19 protein-coding genes are annotated in these 20966 nt (G+C 72.3%); 4 read left to right on the top strand and 15 right to left on the bottom strand.

Translation table 11 applies throughout. The annotated features are described in order from the left end of the window. Positions 1-172: 172 nt before the first annotated feature. Positions 173-544, bottom strand: coding sequence for an arsenate reductase family protein (locus ACH427_RS01705; RefSeq protein WP_398867334.1), 372 nt, complete (start codon positions 542-544; stop codon positions 173-175). A 118-nt stretch (positions 545-662) separates the two neighbouring features. Between ACH427_RS01705 and ACH427_RS01700 the strand changes: the two genes are divergently transcribed. Continuing rightward, complete coding sequence (locus ACH427_RS01700) at positions 663-932, top strand: hypothetical protein (protein ID WP_398867333.1); 270 nt, start codon at positions 663-665, stop codon at positions 930-932. Positions 933-1010: 78 nt separating this feature from the next. Here ACH427_RS01700 and glnA read toward each other — a convergent pair whose 3' ends face one another. Next, on the bottom strand, positions 1011-2420 hold the full coding sequence (gene glnA / locus ACH427_RS01695; protein ID WP_398867332.1) for a type I glutamate--ammonia ligase: 1410 nt from the start codon (positions 2418-2420) through the stop codon (positions 1011-1013). A 253-nt stretch (positions 2421-2673) separates the two neighbouring features. Here glnA and ACH427_RS01690 point away from each other — a divergent pair, with 253 nt between their 5' ends. Continuing rightward, the gene (locus tag ACH427_RS01690; RefSeq protein WP_398867331.1) at positions 2674-3141 is read left to right on the top strand and encodes an RDD family protein; all 468 of its coding nucleotides are present in this window, start codon (positions 2674-2676) and stop codon (positions 3139-3141) included. Positions 3142-3286: 145 nt separating this feature from the next. Here the strand turns inward: ACH427_RS01690 and ACH427_RS01685 are convergent, their stop codons facing one another. The 4 genes from ACH427_RS01685 to lipB all read right to left on the bottom strand — a co-directional run bounded on the left by ACH427_RS01685 (position 3287) and on the right by lipB (position 6357). Then, on the bottom strand, positions 3287-3967 hold the full coding sequence (locus ACH427_RS01685) for a DUF4191 domain-containing protein (RefSeq protein ID WP_398867330.1): 681 nt from the start codon (positions 3965-3967) through the stop codon (positions 3287-3289). 10 nt (positions 3968-3977) lie between these two features. Then, the gene (locus ACH427_RS01680) at positions 3978-4226 is read right to left on the bottom strand and encodes a hypothetical protein (protein ID WP_398867329.1); all 249 of its coding nucleotides are present in this window, start codon (positions 4224-4226) and stop codon (positions 3978-3980) included. Between the two features lie 221 nt (positions 4227-4447). Further along, the gene (gene lipA / locus ACH427_RS01675; RefSeq protein WP_398867328.1) at positions 4448-5413 is read right to left on the bottom strand and encodes a lipoyl synthase; all 966 of its coding nucleotides are present in this window, start codon (positions 5411-5413) and stop codon (positions 4448-4450) included. Between the two features lie 161 nt (positions 5414-5574). Then, entirely contained in the window at positions 5575-6357 is a 783-nt protein-coding gene (gene lipB / locus ACH427_RS01670) for a lipoyl(octanoyl) transferase LipB (protein ID WP_398867327.1), read from the bottom strand. A gap of 309 nt (positions 6358-6666) precedes the next feature. Here lipB and ACH427_RS01665 point away from each other — a divergent pair, with 309 nt between their 5' ends. Continuing rightward, positions 6667-8118 (top strand): regulator, encoded by a 1452-nt coding sequence (locus tag ACH427_RS01665; RefSeq protein ID WP_398867326.1) that lies wholly within the window; start codon positions 6667-6669, stop codon positions 8116-8118. Positions 8119-8631: 513 nt separating this feature from the next. On the opposite strand, the gene ACH427_RS01660 is transcribed toward ACH427_RS01665, so the two are convergent. The 3 genes from ACH427_RS01660 to ACH427_RS01650 form a co-directional block, all read right to left on the bottom strand. Next, a complete protein-coding gene (locus tag ACH427_RS01660; protein WP_398867325.1) occupies positions 8632-9957 on the bottom strand; it encodes an NAD(P)/FAD-dependent oxidoreductase in 1326 nt (441 codons plus the stop codon). 172 nt (positions 9958-10129) lie between these two features. Beyond that, the gene (locus ACH427_RS01655) at positions 10130-11029 is read right to left on the bottom strand and encodes a TIGR01777 family oxidoreductase (protein WP_398867324.1); all 900 of its coding nucleotides are present in this window, start codon (positions 11027-11029) and stop codon (positions 10130-10132) included. 21 nt (positions 11030-11050) lie between these two features. Beyond that, the gene (locus ACH427_RS01650; protein WP_398867493.1) at positions 11051-11572 is read right to left on the bottom strand and encodes a DUF4240 domain-containing protein; all 522 of its coding nucleotides are present in this window, start codon (positions 11570-11572) and stop codon (positions 11051-11053) included. Between the two features lie 186 nt (positions 11573-11758). Between ACH427_RS01650 and ACH427_RS01645 the strand changes: the two genes are divergently transcribed. After that, a complete protein-coding gene (locus ACH427_RS01645; protein ID WP_398867323.1) occupies positions 11759-12688 on the top strand; it encodes an SDR family oxidoreductase in 930 nt (309 codons plus the stop codon). A gap of 147 nt (positions 12689-12835) precedes the next feature. Here the strand turns inward: ACH427_RS01645 and ACH427_RS01640 are convergent, their stop codons facing one another. The 6 genes from ACH427_RS01640 to ACH427_RS01615 all read right to left on the bottom strand — a co-directional run bounded on the left by ACH427_RS01640 (position 12836) and on the right by ACH427_RS01615 (position 20940). Beyond that, complete coding sequence (locus ACH427_RS01640) at positions 12836-13822, bottom strand: helix-turn-helix transcriptional regulator (RefSeq protein ID WP_398867322.1); 987 nt, start codon at positions 13820-13822, stop codon at positions 12836-12838. Between the two features lie 301 nt (positions 13823-14123). Next, entirely contained in the window at positions 14124-14747 is a 624-nt protein-coding gene (locus ACH427_RS01635) for a GntR family transcriptional regulator (RefSeq protein ID WP_398867321.1), read from the bottom strand. Between the two features lie 186 nt (positions 14748-14933). After that, positions 14934-16718: a 2-oxoglutarate dehydrogenase, E2 component, dihydrolipoamide succinyltransferase gene (gene sucB / locus ACH427_RS01630; RefSeq protein WP_398867320.1), complete on the bottom strand. Its 1785-nt coding sequence runs from the start codon at positions 16716-16718 to the stop codon at positions 14934-14936. A gap of 49 nt (positions 16719-16767) precedes the next feature. After that, a complete protein-coding gene (gene lpdA, locus ACH427_RS01625; protein ID WP_398867319.1) occupies positions 16768-18156 on the bottom strand; it encodes a dihydrolipoyl dehydrogenase in 1389 nt (462 codons plus the stop codon). Between the two features lie 299 nt (positions 18157-18455). Further along, positions 18456-19982, bottom strand: coding sequence for a leucyl aminopeptidase (locus tag ACH427_RS01620; protein ID WP_398867318.1), 1527 nt, complete (start codon positions 19980-19982; stop codon positions 18456-18458). 160 nt (positions 19983-20142) lie between these two features. Then, positions 20143-20940 carry an adenosylcobinamide-GDP ribazoletransferase gene (locus tag ACH427_RS01615; protein ID WP_398867317.1) on the bottom strand — a complete coding sequence of 266 codons (798 nt, stop codon included), beginning with the start codon at positions 20938-20940 and terminating at the stop codon, positions 20143-20145. Positions 20941-20966: the final 26 nt, after the last annotated feature.

Genomic DNA, 20966 nt, shown 5'->3' with positions numbered 1-20966 from the left:
TGCGTCTCCCTGGGGGTCGGGGGTGAAACAGACGAACCGTCAACATCAAATCAGCCGGGCTTACTTGAAAGCGGCTTTAAGGTGAACGAATTACTTACGGTAATGGTCGAATGCGTTCAGGGCGCGTGACGAGCCCTCCGGGGCCCGGGCCCGCCGGACCCCGGCGGCGGGATCAGGGCTTCGCCGACCTGCCCAACGCCTCCCGCACTGCCTCGTCCGTACGGCCCACCACCGCGGAACCGTCGTCCGCCGTGATGATCGGCCGCTGGATCAGCTTCGGGTGCTCCGTGAGCGCCGCGATCCAGCGGTCCCGCGCCCCCGCGTCGCGCGGCCAGTCCTTCACCCCGAGCTCCCTGGCCTCCGCTTCCTGCGTCCGCGTGATGTCCCACGGCTCCAGCCCGAGCCGGTCGAGCACGGCGCCGATCTCCTCGGCGCTCGGTACGTCCTCCAGATAGCGGCGGACGGTGTATGCGGCCCCTTCCGCATCGAGCAGCGACAGCGCGCCGCGGCACTTGGAACAGGCGGGATTGATCCAGATCTCCATGCCGGACACCGTACCGCGAGAGCCCTCAAGTGGCGTTTGACCTGGGCCGATTGTCAGTGCCCGGCAGTAAAATAGGAGGTGTTGAGCGAGGGCTCACACACGTGTCAGGAGGATGCCGATGCCCACAGCCGCACCACCTCACCCGAACCTGCCCAGTCTCCCGACCCTGCCGAAGAAGCGCCTGCCCGCCGAGCAGCCCCGCGAGTGGTACGAGACCCACAACCGCCGCCTGAAGGCCATGCGCCTCGCCATCGCCCTGCTCCACTCGGGCGTCTACACCCCGGACAGGGCCGACAACCGCCGCATCCGCACAGCGGCGACCCAGATAGGCGTCCACGTCCCCTCGGACACGACGTGCGCCCTGGTACGCACGCTCATGGCCGGCTGAGGACCGGGCGCGGACAGCGCGAAGGCCGCCATCTCCGGAAAGGAGACAGCGGCCCTCGCGCGTGACGGCGACGCCGATCTAGAGGTCGAAGTACATCTCGAACTCGTGCGGGTGCGGCCGCAGCTGGATCGGGGCGATTTCCTGGGTGCGCTTGTAGTCGATCCAGGTCTCGATCAGGTCGGCGGTGAAGACGCCGCCCGCCTGGAGGTATTCGTTGTCCGCCTCGAGGGCCTCCAGGACCGCCGGGAGGGAGGTGGGGACCTGGGGGACGTTCGCGTGCTCGTCGGGGGCGAGCTCGTAGAGGTCCTTGTCGATCGGCTCGGCCGGCTCGATCTTGTTCTTGACGCCGTCGAGGCCGGCCAGGAGGAGGGCCGAGAAGGCGAGGTAGGGGTTCGAGGACGGGTCCGGCGCGCGGAACTCGACGCGCTTGGCCTTCGGGTTGGAGCCCGTGATCGGGATGCGCATCGCGGCGGAGCGGTTGCGCTGCGAGTAGACCAGGTTGACCGGGGCCTCGAAGCCGGGGACCAGGCGGTGGTAGGAGTTCACCGTCGGGTTGGTGAAGGCCAGCAGCGACGGGGCGTGCTTGAGGATGCCGCCGATGTAGTAGCGGGCGGTGTCCGAGAGGCCCGCGTAGCCCTGCTCGTCGTAGAAGAGCGGCTCGCCGCCGCTCCACAGCGACTGGTGGACGTGCATGCCCGAGCCGTTGTCACCGAAGATCGGCTTCGGCATGAAGGTCGCGGTCTTGCCGTTGCGCCAGGCGACGTTCTTCACGATGTACTTGAAGAGCATCAGGTCGTCGGCCGCGGCGAGCAGCGTGTTGAACTTGTAGTTGATCTCCGCCTGGCCGGCCGTGCCGACCTCGTGGTGCTGGCGCTCGACCTGGAGGCCGGACGCCTCCAGTTCCAGGGAGATCTCGGCGCGCAGGTCGGCGAAGTGGTCGACCGGCGGGGCCGGGAAGTAACCGCCCTTGTAGCGGACCTTGTAGCCGCGGTTGTTGTCCTCCGCACCGGTGTTCCAGGCGCCCGCCTCGGAGTCGATGTGGTAGAAGGACTGGTTCGCGCTGGTCTCGAAGCGGACGCTGTCGAAGACGTAGAACTCCGCCTCCGGGCCGAAGTACGCGGTGTCCGCGATGCCGGTGGAGGCGAGGTACGCCTCGGCCTTCTTGGCGATGTTGCGCGGGTCGCGGCTGTACTGCTCGCCGGTGATCGGGTCGTGGATGAAGAAGTTGATGTTGAGCGTCTTGTCCCGGCGGAAGGGGTCGACGCGCGCCGTCGACAGGTCCGCGCGGAGCGCCATGTCGGACTCGTGGATGGCCTGGAACCCGCGGATCGAGGAGCCGTCGAAGGCGAGCTCCTCGGCCGGGTCGAACGCCGCCGCCGGGATCGTGAAGTGCTGCATCACGCCAGGCAGGTCGCAGAAGCGGACATCGACGAACTTGACGTCCTCGTCCTTGATGAACTTCTTGGCGTCGTCGCCGTTCTGGAACATCCAACTCCTCCTAGCCCGGCCGCGAGCGGTCGGGGTTGCTTCGGTGGCGCGGCCCATATGCGGGTTGGGGCACGTTCATATGCGGGTCCATATGCGGTGCCGCGCTGACGCCGACCCTAGAGAGACGGGATTTCCCAAGCATGACCCATTTGTTTCGCCGAGGTTAACCGGAACGCGCCGCAGGGCAGGGTCGAAACGGTTAATACCGGACCCGGGCGGAAGCGAACGTATGCGGTCGCAGTACCGTTGTCGGGTGGACAACAGGCAAGCAATGGGCTCATGGCTCTCCGGACCGCGCGCGGCCGCCGAGGAGATGGGCGTCGACTTCGGTTACCGCGGGGAGCGCCTCGGACTGCCGGAGAGCGGACCGGGCTCGATCGCTCGGCCCGGCCGGCGCATCGCGGCGATCTTCATCGACTGGGCGCTGTGCATGCTCGTCGCCTACGCCTTCCTGTCGGGAGGCAAGGCTCAGCAGACGGGCAACTGGGCGCTGCTGATCTTCTTCGTACTCAGTGTGCTCACTGTCGGTACGGTCGGCTGCACCCCGGGCAAGCGGCTGCTCGGACTGCGCGTGATCAGCGAGAACGGCGGCCGGCTCGCGCTGCCGCGGGTCCTGCTGCGCAGCGTGCTGCTGGCGATCGGCATCCCGGCGATCATCTGGGACCGCGACACCCGCGGCCTGCACGACCGGCTCGCCCGCGCCGTCCAGGTCCGTATCTGAGCGAGCGGGACAGTCTGAGCGAGCGGGACACGGGACAGGGGGCCGGAAGACGGCGGAAAGGCCGGGGCCGCAAGAGACGGAAAGGCGGGGCGGAACCGAGAGGTTCCGCCCCGCCTTCGTCGTTGTACGGGGGTGCGTACGGGCCTCAGCGGCCCTTCGGCATCCGCGTGCCCTTCGGCATCGGCCCCTTCGGGATGGGCATGTTGCTGAGCAGGTCGCCGAGCGCCCGCAGACGGTCGTTGACGACCGTCACCTGGGCGCCGGGCAGCACGCGGGGCAGCTTGAGCAGTGTGGTGCGCAGCTTCTTGATGGGCACCTGGCCCTCGCCGTCGCCCACCACGATGTCGTGCACCGGGACGTCCGCCACGATGCGCGCCATGCGCTTCTTCTCGGCCGCCAGCAGGCCCTTGACCCGGTTGGGGTTGCCCTCGCCGACGAGCACGATGCCCGCCTTGCCCACCGCGCGGTGCACGACGTCCTGGTTGCGGTTCATCGCGACCGCGGGCGTCGTGGTCCAGCCACGGCCGACGTTCTCCAGGACCGCCGCGGCGGCGCCCGGCTGGCCTTCGAGCTGCCCGAAGGCGGCGTGCTCGGCCCGGCGTCCGAAGACGATCGCCATCGCGAGGAAGGCCAGCAGGAAGCCCAGGATGCCCAGATAGACCGGGTGATCGATCCAGAAGCCGATGGCGAGGAGCACACCGAAGGTGACGATGCCCACAGCCGCGACGACAAGACCGACCTTCGAGTCGACCTTCTTGGTCATCTTGTAGGTCAGGGCGATCTGCTTCAGTCGCCCGGGGTTCTCGGATGTTTCCTTCCTCGCCATAAGGCGAAGTTTACGTGGCCTGCGGACCTGGGGTGGCCACGGCCTCCAGCAGGTGCTGCGCCTCGCGCCGGGCCTTGGCCCGGCGGCGGTCCTCCAGCACCGCGGTCCAGGCGTTCCGGCGGGCGGTGCGCTGACCACGGCGCATCAGCAGCCCCTCCAGGGCGCGCAGGGCCCCCGTGACGGACGGGGGCCGCACGGAGAGGGTGGCGGGCAGTGCGGAGGGCGGAGCGAAAGAGGCGCGTACCGGCGCGGCCTGCATGTCATGGTCCCCTCGGAGAGCGGAATGGGATGACTGAGAGCAGCGGGGGGCTGGCGGTGCGGATGAGGGAGCACTGCTGCGGTGCGTGCTTCCATCGTCACTGAACGGTGTTACCAATGGATGACCAGTTGGTCAAACACCTATGAAACGTTGACGCGACCGATACCGTGCCCACCTTCGGGTGGCGGTACCGGCCGCGTCGGGGCCTGCGGGCGGGTCGCTCAGAGCGCCTGCGCGGAGGTGGCGGCCGTGCGTCGCTCCATCGCCTGCTGGAAGAGCCGGCCCGCGCGGTACGAGGAGCGGACCAGCGGCCCGGACATCACGCCGGAGTAGCCGATCGCGTCGGCCTCGTCCTTGAGCTCCACGAACTCCTGCGGCTTCACCCAGCGCTCGACGGGGTGGTGGCGCGGGGAGGGGCGCAGGTACTGGGTGATGGTGATCAGCTCACAGCCCGCCTCGTGCAGGTCGCGCAGCGCCTCGCCGACCTCCTCGCGGGTCTCGCCCATGCCCAGGATCAGGTTGGACTTGGTGACCAGACCGGCCTCGCGCGCCTTGGTGATGACCTCGAGGGAGCGCTCGTAACGGAAGCCGGGGCGGATGCGCTTGAAGATCCGCGGCACCGTCTCGACATTGTGCGCGAAGACCTCGGGGCGGGAGGCGAAGACCTCCTCCAGCAGCTCCGGCACCGCGTTGAAGTCGGGGGCCAGCAGCTCGACCTTGGTGTGGCCGCCCTCGCGGCCCGCCGTCTGCTGGTGGATCTGGCGCACGGTCTCCGCGTACAGCCAGGCGCCGCCGTCCGGCAGGTCGTCGCGCGCGACGCCGGTGATGGTGGCGTAGTTCAGGTCCATGGTGACCACGGACTCGCCGACGCGGCGCGGCTCGTCACGGTCCAGGGCCTGCGGCTTGCCGGTGTCGATCTGGCAGAAGTCACAGCGCCGGGTGCACTGGTCGCCACCGATGAGGAAGGTCGCCTCGCGGTCCTCCCAGCATTCGTAGATGTTCGGACAGCCGGCCTCCTGGCACACGGTGTGCAGGCCCTCGCTCTTCACGAGGTTCTGCATCTTGGTGTACTCGGGGCCCATCTTCGCCCGGGTCTTGATCCACTCGGGCTTGCGCTCGATGGGGGTCTGGGCGTTCCGGACCTCCAAGCGCAGCATCTTGCGTCCGTCGGGTGCGACAGCGGACACGTCCGGCTCCCTATGGCTTCGATTCTTCGGCGGACACCAGGGTACGCCCGTTAATTCGTACGTGTTTACGCGTATGGGGTGCGCGTGTGGGTTATGGGTGGGACAACCCGTGGGCGGTGGGGGCCATTCCCCCGGGCCGCCGGGGTGTCCCGGGGTAACCGCTAGACCGCCCTCGGCAGGGGCTCCGCCGACTCCAGGACCTCTCGCAGATGCTTCTCCATCACGGGCACCACCTCGCTCACGGACACCCGGCGTCCCAGCTCGTTGGAGAGCGAGGTCACTCCCGCGTCCCGGATGCCACAGGGCACGATCCGGTCGAACCAGGTGTTGTCGGGGTCACAGTTCAGCGCGAAGCCGTGCATGGTCACGCCCTTGGCGATCCGGATGCCGATCGCCGCGAGCTTGCGGTCCTCGCCGCGCTGGCCGGCGTTCGAGGGGGCGTACTCCGGGCCGTTGAGCCGCGGGTCGAACTCCTCGTCCGCGAGCCGCGGGTCGAAGTCCAGCTTCAGCCCGCCGGTGGCCGGGGCGTCCTCCCGGGCGTCGCCCAGCACCCATACGCCGCTGCGGCCCTCGACCCGGGTCGTCTCCAGGCCGAAGTCCGCGCAGGCGCGGATGAGCGCCTCCTCCAGGCGGCGCACGTGCGCGATGACGTCCACCGGGCGCGGCAGCTTGAGGATCGGATAGCCGACGAGCTGGCCCGGGCCGTGCCAGGTGATCTTCCCGCCCCGGTCGACGTCGACCACGGGGGTGCCGTCCAGGGGGCGCTCGCTGTCCTCCGTGCGCCGTCCCGCGGTGTAGACCGCCGGGTGCTCCAACAGCAGACAGGTGTCCGGGACCTTGTCCGCGAACCTGGCCGCGTGCACCCGCCGCTGCTCCTGCCACGCCTCCTGATACTCGACGGCGTCCGCCCCGAAGCCCAGGTGGACAAAGCGCAGCTCACTCACGGCAGCTCCTCTTCGAACCTTTTCGAACCTTGCAGTGCACCGTGGGTGTCTCCCGCGCGTCTCACGCCGTCTCCCGCGATTCCGCACGCTGTCACTCACGCCCTTGCCACTGTACGGCGGCCCGCCGACAGCGCCGCAGGCGGCCGGTCGGCCCGCCCCGGCTCTCATGGGCCCCGGGGACGCCTTCCATGCGTATTTGATCTGTCCTCACACGATCGGATGAATGCGGGGCGAAGGCGGCGATCGGGGCGTTGCGCGGCCGCTAAGTTCGCGCCGTTCCACAACGCGATCAGGGAGACCGGCAGGCTGATGACGGAACGACCCCCGCAGCGCATCCCCAATCGCCAGCTCGCCGCACTGATCGCGGAGGCTGGCTTCTCCAACGCAGGGCTGGCTCGGCGCGTCGATCAGTTAGGGCTTGAGCACGGCCTCGACCTCCGCTACGACAAGACCTCGGTCACCCGCTGGCTGCGCGGCCAGCAGCCGCGCGGCACCACACCCGCGCTGATCGCCGAGGTCTTCACCCGGCGGCTCGGCCGGCGGCTGTCCGCACAGGATCTCGGGCTGGACGCGTGCGCGCCGGTGTACGCCGGGCTGGAATTCGCCGCTTCGCCGGAAGAGGCCATTGACATCGTCAGCGGCCTGTGGCGAAAGGACTCCGGCAGCCACACCGAGCTCCGGAAGATCGCCTTCACCCCGGCGGGGCTGGTGGTGCCGAGCCGGGACTGGCTGATCGGCCGGGCCGACGAGCGCGTGGCCCGCGGCGCGGCCCCCGTGCCCGTCACGGACGGCGCCGCCCGGGTGCCCACGCAGTCCCGCGGCCTGCCGCCGCGCCAGCGGCACGCCGAGCGCGGGCCCGGCGGCCGGGTCTCGATGGGCGACATCGCGGCGCTGCGGTCGGTGGGTGAGCTCTTCCGGACGCTCGACCACGCGTACGGCGGCGGGCACGCCCGGCAGGCCCTGGTGCGCTATCTGGAGCATGAGGCCGAGCCGATGCTCCGCGGCACCTACGGCGAGGCGGCCGGGCGGCGGCTCTTCGGCGCCGTCGCCGACCTCACCCGGCTCGCCGGGTGGACGTCGTACGACATCGCCGCCCACGGCCTGGCGCAGCGCTATTTCGTCCAGGCGCTGCGGCTCGCCCAGGCGGCGGGGGACCGGCCCTACGGCAGCTATGTGCTCGTGACCATGAGCCGGCAGGCGGTCTATCTCGGGCACGGCCGGGAAGCGGTGCAGCTGGCCCGGGTCGCCCAGCAGGGCGTGGGCTCGGGGGCGCCGTCCGTGGTGCAGTCGCTGCTGCACGCGGTCGAGGCCCGGGGGCACGGGGTGCTCGGCGAGGTGCGGGCCTGCTCGGCGTCGCTCGCGCGGGCGGAGCGGGCGCTGGAGAGCGCGCGGCCGGGTGACGAGGTGCCGTACTGGGCCCGCTTCTTCGACGAGGCGCAGCTGGCCGACGAGTTCGGGCACTGCCACCGCGACCTCCAGCAGTACCGGGCCGCGGCGCAGCACGCGGAGCGGTCCCTGCAGCTGCGCAGCGCGGCGTACGCCCGCAGTCGCCTCTTCTGCCGCGTGGTGCTGGCCACGGCGCGGCTGGGGCTCGGCGAGCTGGAGCAGGCGTGCGCGCTGGGCGCGGAGGCGGCGGCGCAGGCGGCCGAGATGCGGTCGGTGCGGGCGCTGGAGTATGTCCGGGATTTCGAGCGGCGGTTGGAGCCGTATCGGGATGCGGCCGCCGTTCGGGCTTACCGGGAGAAGGTGGCTCTGCTTTAACGGAGCCTCAGCGGTGCCCTCGCTTTACGGGGTCCGGGGCTTGGTCCCCGGGCCCCTTCGCGTTTCCGGGCCCCGTTCCGCGCCCACGCGGCGTTCCGCGCCCACGCGGCGGAGCCGCTCAGTGTCGCGGCCTCGCGCCCCTTGAGCTCGGGGCTTCGCCCCTTGCCCCGTTCCGCCCACTGGGGAGGAGCGTGCGGCCGGTTCGCGGCTGCGGGTTGGTGGGGGCTGGTCGCGCAGTTCCCCGCGCCCCTGACGGGGCGCAGCCTCTGGGTCCCGTCGTGCTCACGCGGCGGAGCCGCTCAATGTCAGGGTCCCGCGCCCCTGATGGGGCGCAGCCTCTGGGTCCCGTCGCGCTCATGCGGCGGAGCCGCTCAGGGTCAGGGTCCCGCGCCCGACGGGGCGCCCCCGGCTTCACAGTCACCCGCAGCCCCCCCCCACGGGGCGCCCGGCCTCGGAGGTCGTAGCCGTGGCTGGGCGCGCCCTCGCTCTCGGGAAGCGCGCCCGGCGACAGCCCTACGCCGCCTGCAGTTCCTCCGCATCCTGTGGTGCGCGGATGCCCAGGTCGCGGAGGACGGCGAGTGCCGCCCGGCGGCCCGAGAAGAGGGCGCCCTGGACGGTGCTGGTGTCGCGGTGGTCGCCGCAGACATAGAGGCCGGACAGCAGGCGGACCGGGCGGCGTACGTCGTGCGGGGCCGGCATGGCCGGGACGGCGTCCGCGTCGTGATGGGCGGCCAGCAGCTGCCAGTCGGTGGTGGACGTGCCGTAGACGCGGGCGAGTTGGGCGCGGGCCGCGCGGTCCAGTTCGGCGGTGGGCAGCCCGGCCGCGGCGCCGAGCACCGTCGAGGTGATCAGGGCCCGGCCCGCGGGCGCCCGGGTGGGGTCGACCTCGCTGGCCACCATCGTGTGCGCGACCGGCCCGCGGCGGCCTCCCGCGATGATCAGTGACGCCTCGCGCAACGGGGGTTCCGGGGTGGTGTGATGCAGCACCGTCACCGGGTGGAACCCCGGCATCCGCAGGCCCGGGATCAGCTCCGCCGCGGCTCGGGCCCCCGTGGCCACGACCACCGACCGGCAGCGGAACTCGCCGTGCCCGGCCGTGCCGACGGAGGTGGTGCAGGCGGCTTCGGCGCGCACGCCCGTACGGACCGTGCCGGGCGGCAGCAGTGCGGCGAGCAGCTCGGGCACCGTGTCCGCGCCGCCCTCCGGCAGGCAGAGGCGGCCACGGGCGTAACCGCGCAGCACCAGGTCGGCGCAGCGGCTGGACGTCGTGAGGTCCGGGTCGCACAGCAGCGACGCCAGCAGCGGGCGCAGGAAGCCCTCGACCGTGCGGGACGGCAGGCCGCGGCCCGCCAGGGTGTCGGCGGTGGGCCGGTCCGGGCGGGCGAGCACCCGGTGGGCGGGCAGGGCGGCCAGCCGGGCCAGGGCGGTGCCGAGCCGGGCCTGGTCGAGGCCGCCGGCGCGGGAGGCGCGGGCGGCCGTCGCGAAGGCGCGGGCCGTGGTGAACGCGCGCTTGCCCTGGCCCGGTTCACCGGTGCGCTGGTTGCGCCCGTCGGCGTGGACCAGGACCCCGGGGGCGAAGGGGCGCAGGGTGAGCGCGTCCAGGCCCGGGGTGCGGAGCAGCTCGGGGAAGGCGGTGTTGAGCAGCTGTGCCGTGCGGTCCAGCCGGAAGCCGTCGACCTGGCCGGTCGTCATCCGTCCGCCGACGTAAGGGGCGGCCTCCAGGACGATGACCGTTACACCGGCGGCGGTGAGCCGGTGCGCCGCGGAGAGCCCGGCGAGGCCGGCCCCCACGATGACGACGTCGGCGTCGTGTGCGGTGTCGCGTGCGCTGCTGAGCACGTGCCCTCCTGGGGTCGGTCCGCTCGCTCTGGGGCCTGATGCCCTCAACGGGCAGCGGCAATGCGCGATTTGCCTCGACCGTAGAGAGAAATTCGGTCAACAACAGTCGCGCACGGACAGAGCACGGTCGCACGGTGGTCGCACGTTCCGGAGGGCCGCGGCGGGGCCGTGTTCAGCGTGTGTCGGTCAGCGCCGCGCGTACGGCGCTCTCGACGTCCGGGAAGGCGAACGAGAAGCCGGAGTCCAGCAGCCGCCGTGGCAGTACGCGCTGGCTCGCGAGCACGTCATCGGCCATCTCGCCCAGCGCCAGCCTGAGCGCGGGCGCGGGCGCCGTGCACAGCGTCGGCCGGTGCAGCACGCGCCCCATGACCGCGGTCACCTCGCGGTTGGTGACGGGCACGGGCGCCGTGAGGTTCACGGGCCCGGACAGGCTTTCGGTGTCCAGGAGATGGCGCAGGGCGGCGACGTGGTCGTGCAGCGCGATGAAGCTCCAGAACTGGCGGCCGCTGCCCAGCCGCCCGCCGAGGCCGAACCGGAAGAGCGGGAAGAGCTTGGCCCAGGCGCCGCCGTCGCGGGAGACGACGAGCCCGGTGCGGGCGAAGACGGTGCGCACGCCCGCCTCGGCCGCGGCCCCGGCCGCCTCCTCCCACTCCTGGCAGAGGTCGGCGAGGAAGCCGTGGCCGGGCGGGGTGCTCTCGTCGGCCTGCCGGTCGCCCGTGTCGCCGTAGATGCCGATCGCGCTGCCGCTGACCAGCACGCGCGGCGGGGTGTCGAGGGAGGCGAGGGCCTCGGCGAGGGCGGCGGTGCCCAGCACGCGGCTGTCGCGGATCTTCTTCTTGTAGGCCGCTGTCCAGCGGTGGTCGCCGATGCCGGCCCCCGCCAGGTGCACCACGCCCTCGCACCCGGCGAGCCCGTCGGTGTCCACCCACTGCCGCTCGGGGTCCCACTCCACCTCGGTCGCGGACCGCGGCGGGCGGCGCACGAGGCGCACGGCCTGATGGCCGTCCGCGGTGAGGGAGCGTACGAGTGCCCTGCCGATGAGACCGGTCGAGCCGGTGATCGCGATCCGCATGTACCCATCCTGTCCGGTGGCTCACTGCTCCCTGAAGCGGGACCACAGTCTGGGGAAGCGTTCCGCCAGGACGGACTCGTCCTCCAGGTCGAAAGGCGTGCCCAGGGGTTCGCGCGGCGGGGCGGGCAGCGCGAGGTCCGGCGTCTCGGCGCCGGTGAGCTGTTCGTACGCCTCGTCGGCCGCGTAGCCCAGGTCCTCCCCGTCGCCGTCCACCTCGTCGTCGAAGTCCTCCAGGAGCTCCGCGAGGTGGTCGGGGTCGTGTATGCCGCCCTCGAAGACCTCCCGGCCCTGGCCGATGAGCCAGCAGCGGAAGTAGTCGAAGGCGTCGTCGCCGGCGCCGTTCAGCAGGACGGACGCCGCGCCCCACAGGTCCCACAGATAGGACCGGTTGTAGCGCGCCTCGAAGTGCCGGGCGAAGTCCACCACGTCGTCGGGATCGAGCTGCATCAGCCGCTCGACCAGCAGATCGGCCTGGTCCTCGGCGTCGCCCTCGGCGGCCTCGCGGGTGGCGTCGATCAGTTCCCAGAACTCCGTCTCGTCCATCACGGCACCAGCATCGGGCCAACCACCGGGTGCCGCACGTGGAGCGGACCGGATGCGGCCGTGTCGTTACCGGCGCGTCGCCCGAAGGGGATCTCACGAATCCCGACAGGAGATGTCCGGATTGGCTGGCAGGGTCCCCCGTGCGAAGGCCGGCAGGACACCGGCACGACGGAAGGACACCAGGACGTGAACACTCGGAGCACACCGGGCGGACCGCTCGCGGGCAAGGTCGCCCTGGTCGCGGGAGCGACGCGGGGAGCGGGCCGGGCCATGGCGGTGGCACTCGGCGAGGCGGGGGCGACCGTCTACGCGACGGGCCGCACGACCCGCGGCCACCGCAGCGAGGTCGGGCGGGCGGAGACCGTCGAGGAGACCGCGGAGCTGGTGACGGCCGCGGGCGGGACCGGCATCGCGGTCCCCACCGATCACCTGGAGCCGGACCGGGTCAAGGCGCTCGTGGAACGCGTCGACCGCGAACAGGGGCGGCTCGACGTGCTCGTCAACGACGTCTGGGGCGGCGACCACCTGCTCGAGTTCGACACGAAGGTCTGGGACGCCGACCTCGGCAAGGGCCTGCGCATGCTGCGCCTCTCCCTGGAGACGCATGCGATCACCAGCCATCACGCGCTGCCGCTGCTGATCCGGCGGCCCGGGGGACTGGTCGTGGAGATCACCGACGGCACGGAGGAGTTCAACGCCGCCTACCGCGGCAACCTCTTCTACGACCTCGCGAAGTACGGGCCGATCCGGATGGCGCGCGGCCTCGCGGAAGAGCTGAAGGAGTACGGCGGGACCGCCCTCTCGCTCACGCCCGGCTTCCTGCGGTCGGAGGCGATGCTCGACCACTTCGGGGTGACCGAGGAGACGTGGCGCGACGCGGTGCGCGAGGATCCGCACTTCGCGATCTCGGAGTCGCCGGTGCTCATCGGGCGGGCGGTCGCGCACCTCGCGGCCGACCCGGACAGGGCCCGCTGGAACGGCGCGTCCCTCTCCAGCGGCGAGCTGGCCCGGGAGTACGGGTTCACCGACGCGGACGGGTCGCGGCCGGACTGCTTCGCGTACTTCAAGGACGTGGTCCTCGGCGGCAAGGAGGGGCGGGCGGCGGACTACCGCTAGGCGCTCCGCCGGAGGCACCGCTGGGTGCCGTCGTTCGGCCGCGGCGCCGTCGTGGCCGGTCGCGCCCACGCGGCGGAGCCGCACGCCGATGCCTCCCCGCGCCGCTTCAGGGCGCTGCCGGACCGCGGTGGGCTCCACCCGGCCCGCTCAGGGCGTGCCCTGTGGCCCGTACAGCTCCGCGCCGCGAGCCGCCGCCGAGGCGAACCGTTCACGCAGCGGTCCGGGGGCCAGCACCTCGGCCTCCGGGCCCAGGGCGAGCAGCTGCTCGTAGGCCACCTCCAGCGACTCCACGCCCAGGGTGACCGTGATCCGGCCCCGCTCGTCCGGCGGGCCCGCGGCCTCGACCGCCTCGCGGGCCGCCGTGCGGTCGGTGACGTGGGGGAGGCGGCGCGCGCCCTCGGGGGTGAGGCGGAGCACGGCGCGCTCGCGCAGCAGTGACCGGGTGAACTCCGCCGCCCGCTCCTCCCAGAAGACCGGCAGGTCGAAGGTGTCGGAGCGCGGGAACCGTTCCTCCCCGGCCGTCACCGCGGTGAAGCGGTCCACGCGGTAGACGCGGAATTCCCGCGTGTCCACCGCGCGGGCCGCGAGATACCAGACCCCGGCCTTCAGGACGAGGCCGTAGGGGTCGAGGTCGCGCTCCACCTCGGCGTCGCGCCTGAGGTAGCGGGCCGTCAGCCGGCGGTCGTCCCACACCGCGTCGGCGATCGCGGGCAGCAGCTCGGGCGGGTCGGCCGGCTGCCACCAGCCGGGGGCGTCCAGGTGGAAGCGCTGGGCCGCGCTCGCGGAGGCGTCGCGCAGCTCGGGCTGGAGCGCGGCGGAGACCTTGAGCCGGGCGGCGGAGGCGGCGTCGGCGAGGCCCATCTCGCGCAGCGCGGACGGCACGCCGGAGAGGAACAGCGCCTCGGCCTCGGTGCGCCCGAGACCGGTCAGCCGGGTGCGGTAACCGCCGATGAGGCGGTAGCCGCCGGAGCGGCCGCGGTCGGCGTAGACGGGGACGCCCGCTTCGGACAGGGCGAGGACGTCCCGGGCGACCGTACGCTCCGAGACCTCCAGCTGCCGCGCCAGCTCGGACCCCGTCATCGACGTCCGGGACTGGAGGAGCAGCACCAATTTGATCAGCCTGGCCGCGCGCATGCGTTCATCATGCCCAGCGGCACCGGCCTTACGGTTTCCAGCGGCCTCGCGGTTACCGGTGACCTCGCGGTCGCGGCGACGACAGGACTCCGCGCGTCGGCCAGGGCATGGAAGGCGCACGGAGTCCTGCCCTCACCGTCGAGCCTCGCCGTGTCACAGGACAGGGCGCCATGGCGGGGCTCGCACCGGAAGGACCGGATGACCGGGACGCGATGCGTCCCGCGGAGACGATACGCCTCTGATCGATGATCGATCAATGCCGGACGCGGAAAAACTTTCCCGCGCAGCGGAGACCGGGGGGTCAGATCCGCGGTGCGCAGCTCAGGACGTGGGTCTTCAGCAGCTCGCCGATCTCCGGATCGCGCCGCTTGAACGCCTCCACGATCTCCGCGTGGTCCTCGGCGTACGACCGCGGCTCCGGGCTCAGCCAGCGGATCGACAGGGTCGTCCACACCTCGATGCCCAGCGACTCCCAGGTGTGCAGCAGGACGGCGTTCCCGGCCGCTCTGACGATCTCCCGGTGGAAGGCCACCGTGTGCCGCACCTGCGCCTCGCCGTCGCCCGAGCGGTCCGCGGCGTAGAGCGCCTCCACCTCCGGCCGCAGCGTCGAGTCGTCCTCGGCGAGCACGGGCGCCGCCAGCTCGGCCGCGACCCGCTCCAGGCCCGCCCGCACCGGGTAGCTCTCCTTGAGGTCGGTGGCGGTGAGGCCGCGGACGCGTACGCCCTTGTTGGGCACCGACTCGATCAGCCGCAGCGACTCCAGCTCGCGCAGGGCCTCCCGGACGGGCGTCTGGCTCACCGCCAGCTCGGCGGCGATCCGGCGCTCCACGATCCGCTCGCCCGGCTGCCAGCGGCCGCGGATGATTCCCTCGAGGATGTGCTCGCGGATCTGCTCACGCAGCGAATGCACGACGGGTGTGGCCATGGGGGCTCCTTAGGGGCGGGCCCGGATCGGACCGGACGCCATTATTCCCGGGAGGTGGACGCCGCTCGCGGCCCGGCTGGTTTCGGGAGCGTAAAGCCGCGGGACGGCGAAGGGCGCGGCCCCGGTCCCGTACCGCAGTACGGGACCGGGGCCGCGCCCTTCAGGCTGCCCTGGGGGAGGCGAGGTCTACAGACCGATCTCGGTCTCGAACTCGGCGGCCTCCAGGATCTCCTTGACGGCCGACAGGTAGCGGGCCGCGTCGGCGCCGTCCACCAGGCGGTGGTCGTAGGAGAGCGACAGGTAGGTCATGTCGCGGACGGCGATGACCGTGCCCTCGGGGGTCTCGACGACCACCGGGCGCTTGACGGTCGCGCCGATGCCCAGGATGCCGACCTGGTTCGGGGGCACGATGACCGTGTCGAACAGCGCGCCGCGCGAGCCGGTGTTGCTGATCGTGAAGGTCGCGCCGGCGAGGTCGTCCGGCGTGATCTTGTTGGAGCGGACCTTGCCGGCCAGCTCCGCGGTCTTCTTGGCGATGCCCGCGATGTTGAGGTCACCCGCACCCTTGATGACCGGGGTCATCAGGCCCTTCTCCGAGTCGACGGCGATGCCGACGTTCTCGGAGTCGAAGTAGGTGATGGTGCCCTCGTCCTCGTTGATCCGGGCGTTGACGACCGGGTGGGCCTTCAGCGCCTGGACGGCGGCCTTGACGAAGAACGGCATCGGGGAGAGCTTGACGCCCTCACGCTGCGCGAACGCGTCCTTGGCCTTGCCGCGCATCTTCATGATCTTGGTGATGTCCACCTCGACCACGGAGGTGAGCTGCGCCTGGCCGTGCAGCGCCTTCATCATGTTGTCGCCGATGACCTTGCGCATGCGGGTCATCTTGACCGTCTGGCCACGCAGCGGCGACGGGGCCGCGGCGGCGGCCTTCGGCGCGGCGGCGGGGGCGGCGGCCGGAGCCGGCGCGGCCTTGGCGGCCTCGGCGGCGGCGATGACGTCCTGCTTGCGGATGCGGCCACCGACACCGGTGCCCTGGACGCCCGCGAGGTTCACGCCGTTCTCGGCGGCGAGCTTGCGCACCAGCGGGGTGACGTAAGCGCCGTCGGTCGCGGCAGCGGCGGCCGGGGCCGGGGTGACGGGCGCGGCCACCGGAGCGGGCGCGGCCGGGGCCGGAGCGGCAGCCGGAGCCGGGGCGGCGGCGGGAGCCGGGGCCGGGGCAGCGGCGGGAGCCGGAGCGGCGGCCGGGGCCGGAGCCGGAGCGGCCGGGGCCGGAGCCGGGGCGGCGGCGGGAGCCGGAGCGGCGGCCGGGGCCGGAGCCGGAGCGGCGGCCGGAGCGGCGCCCGCGGCACCGATGACGGCGAGCTTGGCGCCGACCTCGGCGGTCTCGTCCTCACCGACGACGATCTCCAGCAGGACGCCGGCGACCGGGGCGGGGATCTCGGTGTCGACCTTGTCGGTGGAGACCTCGAGCAGCGGCTCGTCGACCTCGACCGTCTCGCCGACCTCCTTGAGCCAGCGGGTGACGGTGCCCTCGGTCACGGACTCGCCCAGGGCGGGGAGCACGACCGGGGTGCCCTCGGCGGCACCGGCCGGGGCGGCGGGGGCCTCCTCGGCGGGGGCGGCGGGGGCGGCAGGGGCCTCGGCGGCCGGGGCGGGGGCCTCGGCCGGAGCGGCCGGAGCGGCGGGGGCCTCGGCGGCGGCCGGGGCCGGAGCCTCGGCCGGGGCACCGGTGCCGTCGTCGATGATGGCCAGCTCGGCGCCGACCTCGACCGTCTCGTCCTCGGCGACCTTGATGGAGGCCAGGATGCCGGACGCGGGCGCCGGGATCTCGGTGTCGACCTTGTCGGTGGAGACCTCGAGCAGCGGCTCGTCGGCCTCGACACGCTCACCCTCGGCCTTGAGCCAGCGGGTGACGGTGCCCTCGGACACGCTCTCGCCGAGCGCCGGCAGTGTTACGGAAACCGCCATGGTTGCGGTTGCTCCTTACGAGTAGTGCGGATGGTGGTGCGCTCGGGAATTAGTCGTGCGCGTGCAGCGGCTTGCCGGCCAGGGCCAGGTGGGCCTCGCCGAGAGCCTCGTTCTGCGTCGGGTGCGCGTGGATGAGCTGCGCGACCTCGGCCGGCAGCGCCTCCCAGTTGTAGACCAGCTGGGCCTCGCCGACCTGCTCACCCATACGGTCACCGACCATGTGGACGCCGACGACGGCACCGTCCTTGACCTGGACGAGCTTGATCTCGCCCGCGGTCTTGAGGATCTTGCTCTTGCCGTTGCCCGCGAGGTTGTACTTCAGAGCGACGACCTTGTCCGCGCCGTAGATCTCCTTGGCCTTGGCCTCGGTGATGCCCACGGAGGCGACCTCGGGGTGGCAGTACGTCACCCGGGGCACGCCGTCGTAGTCGATCGGCACGGGCTTGAGACCGGCCAGTCGCTCCGCCACCAGGATGCCCTCGGCGAAGCCGACGTGCGCGAGCTGGAGCGTCGGGACGAGGTCGCCGACGGCCGAGATCGTCGGCACGTTGGTCTGCATGTACTCGTCGACCAGGACGTAGCCGCGGTCCATCGCGACGCCCTGCTCCTCATAGCCCAGGCCCTGCGAGACCGGGCCGCGGCCGATGGCGACGAGCAGGATCTCGGCCTCGAACTCCTTGCCGTCCGCAAGGGTGACCTTCACGCCGTCGGCGGTGTACTCCGCCTTCTGGAAGAAGGTGCCGAGGTTGAACTTGATGCCGCGCTTGCGGAAGGCGCGCTCCAGCAGCTTGGAGCTGTTCTCGTCCTCGACCGGGACGAGGTGCTTGAGGCCCTCGACGATCGTGACGTCGGTCCCGAAGGACTTCCACGCGGACGCGAACTCGACGCCGATGACGCCGCCGCCCAGGACGATCGCGGACTTCGGCACGCGGTCCAGGGTCAGGCCGTGGTCCGAGGAGATGATGCGGTTGCCGTCGATCTCCAGGCCCGGCAGCGACTTCGGCACGGAGCCGGTCGCCAGCAGGATGTGGCGGCCCTGGATGCGCTGGCCGTTCACGTCGACGGAGGTCGGGGAGGACAGGCGGCCCTCGCCCTCGATGTAGGTCACCTTGCGGGAGGCGACCAGACCCTGGAGGCCCTTGTACAGGCCGGCGATCACGTCGTCCTTGTACTTGTGGACGCCCGCGATGTCGATGCCCTCGAAGGTGGCCTTGACACCGAACTGCGCGGCCTCGCGGGCCTGGTCGGCGATCTCACCGGCGTGCAGCAGCGCCTTGGTGGGGATGCAGCCGTTGTGCAGGCAGGTGCCGCCGAGCTTGTTCTTCTCGATCAGAGCGACGTCCAGACCCAGCTGCGCTCCGCGCAGGGCAGCGGCGTAACCGCCGCTACCGCCTCCGAGGATCACTAGGTCGAAAACGGTGCTGGCGTCGTTCGCCACGTCACGTCCTCCATGCATGGAATACGCCGGAGCCGGTCGTCTCTGACCGGGCGGCGGCTGTTGTTCGGCCGCTTTTGCTTCGGCCCTGGGTCAATGGGGCCCTGTCCTGCCGAGACAACATCTTCGCACTTGTTGACGGACGGCGGGACGCCGGGCGGGGGCTCCGAGGAGACTGATGCGTCACCTTCGGGGGTTACTCGCGCGTACGAGGTGTGGATTTCGTTACGGGCGAACGAATGCCGGACGGCCCCGGGCGAAACGCTCGGGGCCGCACATTTCGCACGCGAGTCCGATCAGGCTCAGCCGAGGTCGCCGTCGGCGGTGTGCTCCGCCAGGCGGACCAGGGTGCGGATGCCGGAGCCGGTGCCGCCCTTCGGGGTGTAGCCGAAGGGAGCGCTCTCGTGGTACGCGGGGCCGGCGATGTCCAGGTGCGCCCACGGGATGCCCTCGCCCACGAACTCCTTCAGGAAGGTGCCCGCGAGCAGGCCGCCGCCCATCCGCTCGCCGATGTTGGCGAAGTCGGCGACCGGCGAGTCCATCGTCTTGCGCAGCTCGGCCGGGAGCGGCATCGGCCACGCCAGCTCGCCGGTCTCCTCGGCGATCTCGTAGACCGAGGTGCGGAACGCGTCGTCGTTGGACATGACACCGAACGTGCGATTGCCGAGCGCGACCACCATGGCACCCGTCAGGGTGGCGACGTCCACGATCGCGTCGGGGTTCTCCTCCGAGGCGCGGGCCAGGGCGTCGCCCATGACCAGGCGGCCCTCGGCGTCGGTGTTGAGGACCTCGCAGGTCTTGCCGCCGTACATCCGCAGCACGTCACCCGGGCGGATGGCGGTGCCGGACGGCATGTTCTCGGCGAGCGCCAGCCAGCCGGTCACGTTGACCCGCAGGCCGAGCCGCGCGACGGTGACGACCGCGGCGAACACGGCGGCGGCGCCGGCCATGTCGCACTTCATCGTCTCGTTGTGGCCGGCCGGCTTGAGCGAGATGCCGCCCGAGTCGTAGGTGATGCCCTTGCCGACCAGCGCGAGCGTCTTCTCGGCCTTGGGGTGGGTGTAGCCGAGGCGCACCAGCCGCGGCGGGTTGGCGGAGCCCTGGCCGACGCCCATGATGCCGCCGAAGCCGCCCTTGAGCAGCGCCTTCTCGTCCAGCACCTCGACCTTGAAGCCGTGCTCCTTGCCCGCGGCCTGGGCCGTGGCGGCGAAGGACTTCGGGGTGAGGTCGTTCGGCGGGAGGTTGACCAGGTCGCGGGCCCGGTTCATCTCCTCGGTCAGCGCGGTCGCCCGCTCGGCGGCCGCCTTGAACGCCTTGTCGCGGGGCTTGGCGCCCAGCAGCGCGACCTCGCCGAGCGGGGCGTTCTTGCCGGACTTGTCGGCGTTCTTCTTGCTGCCGTCGACCGGCACGAAGGAGTACGCGCCGAGCAGCGCGCCCTCGGCGACGGCCGCGGCCGCCTCGGCGTCCTCCACCGGCAGGGCGAACCCGGCCTTCTTGACGCCCGTCAGCGCGCGGGCCGCGGAGCCGGCGGCGCGGCGGAGAGCTTCGTGGCCGAAGCCCTCGTCCTTGGCCGGGGCGTCGCCCAGCCCGACCGCCAGCACGAGCGGGGCCTTGAGCCCGGACGGCGCGGGGAGCTTGGTCGTCTCGCCCTCGCCGCCGGTGGCGCCGAGGGTGTCCAGGACGGCGGCGAGCTTGCCGTCGAACGCCTTGTCCACGGTTTCGGCGCCGGACGCGACGACCGGGCCCTTGGGGCCCTTCGCCACGCCGATGACGATGGCGTCCGCGCGGAGCGTCGCCGCACTGGATGTGCTGAGAGTCAGAGCAGACACGGTGGTGGGGTCCCTACTTCCGTTGAGTTTTCGGCCGATGGGTGGGCCGGCCGCACCCTGCGCATCGTATGCGTCTCCCGGGCGATGCCGGGGCGCGGCCTCCCGGTGGGATCCTTCTTCGGCCGCGACCGCCGCCGGGCGCGCGGGTGCCGCCCGGCGGTCAGCCCATGGTCAGGACGACCAGAGCCGCCGTCGCCGAGGTCTCCGCGAGGGCGCCGAAGACATCGCCGGTCACTCCGCCGAAGCGGCGTACGCAGTGCCGTAGCAGCAGCTCACCCGCCATGAGGGCGAGCGCCACCGCGACCCCCGCGCGCAGCGCGCCGTACGGCCCGGCCTGCCACCCCGCGGCCGCGGCCGCGCAGATCACCAGCGCCGCCACCGCCACCGCGGACCGGGTCCGCACGGCGCCCGCCACGGCCGCGCCCAGTCCCTCGGGCCGTGCCGCCGGGACGCCGGTCCGGCAGGCGAGGGTCAGCGAGCAGCGGGCGGCGAGGGCGGCCGTGGCGGCCGCGAGCGCGCCGCGGGCCGGGGACGCGGCGTAGAGCGAGGCGAGCGCGGCCACCTGGCCGAGGAGGGCCAGCAGCAGGGTGACGACGCCGAAGGGCCCGATGTCCGAGCGCTTCATGACGCGCAGCGCGTCCTCCGCCGGCTTGCCGCTGCCCAGGCCGTCGGCGACGTCCGCGAGGCCGTCCAGGTGGAGGGCGCGGGTGAGGACGGCGGGCACCGCGACCGTGGCCACGGCCGCGACCGGCGCGCCCGTGCCGAGCAGCAGGAACAGCAGCCCCGCCGCGCCCGCGGCCGCGCCCACGGCGAGCCCCGCCAGCGGCGCCGCGAGCATGCCGCCGCGCGCCGCCGCCCGGTCCCAGCGGGAGACCCGCACGGGCAGGACGGTCAGGGTGCCGAAGGCGAACCGGAGCGCCTCGCCGGGGGTCGCGCGGGCTGAAGTCGTGTCGGTCATCGCGGGCACCCTATCCCGCCCCCGCA

This window comes from Streptomyces sp. NPDC020379, assembly GCF_044387105.1.
GTDB lineage: Bacteria > Actinomycetota > Actinomycetes > Streptomycetales > Streptomycetaceae > Streptomyces.
Note: the sequence above shows the minus strand (reverse complement) of the source record. Positions and strands in the feature narration are given on the sequence as shown.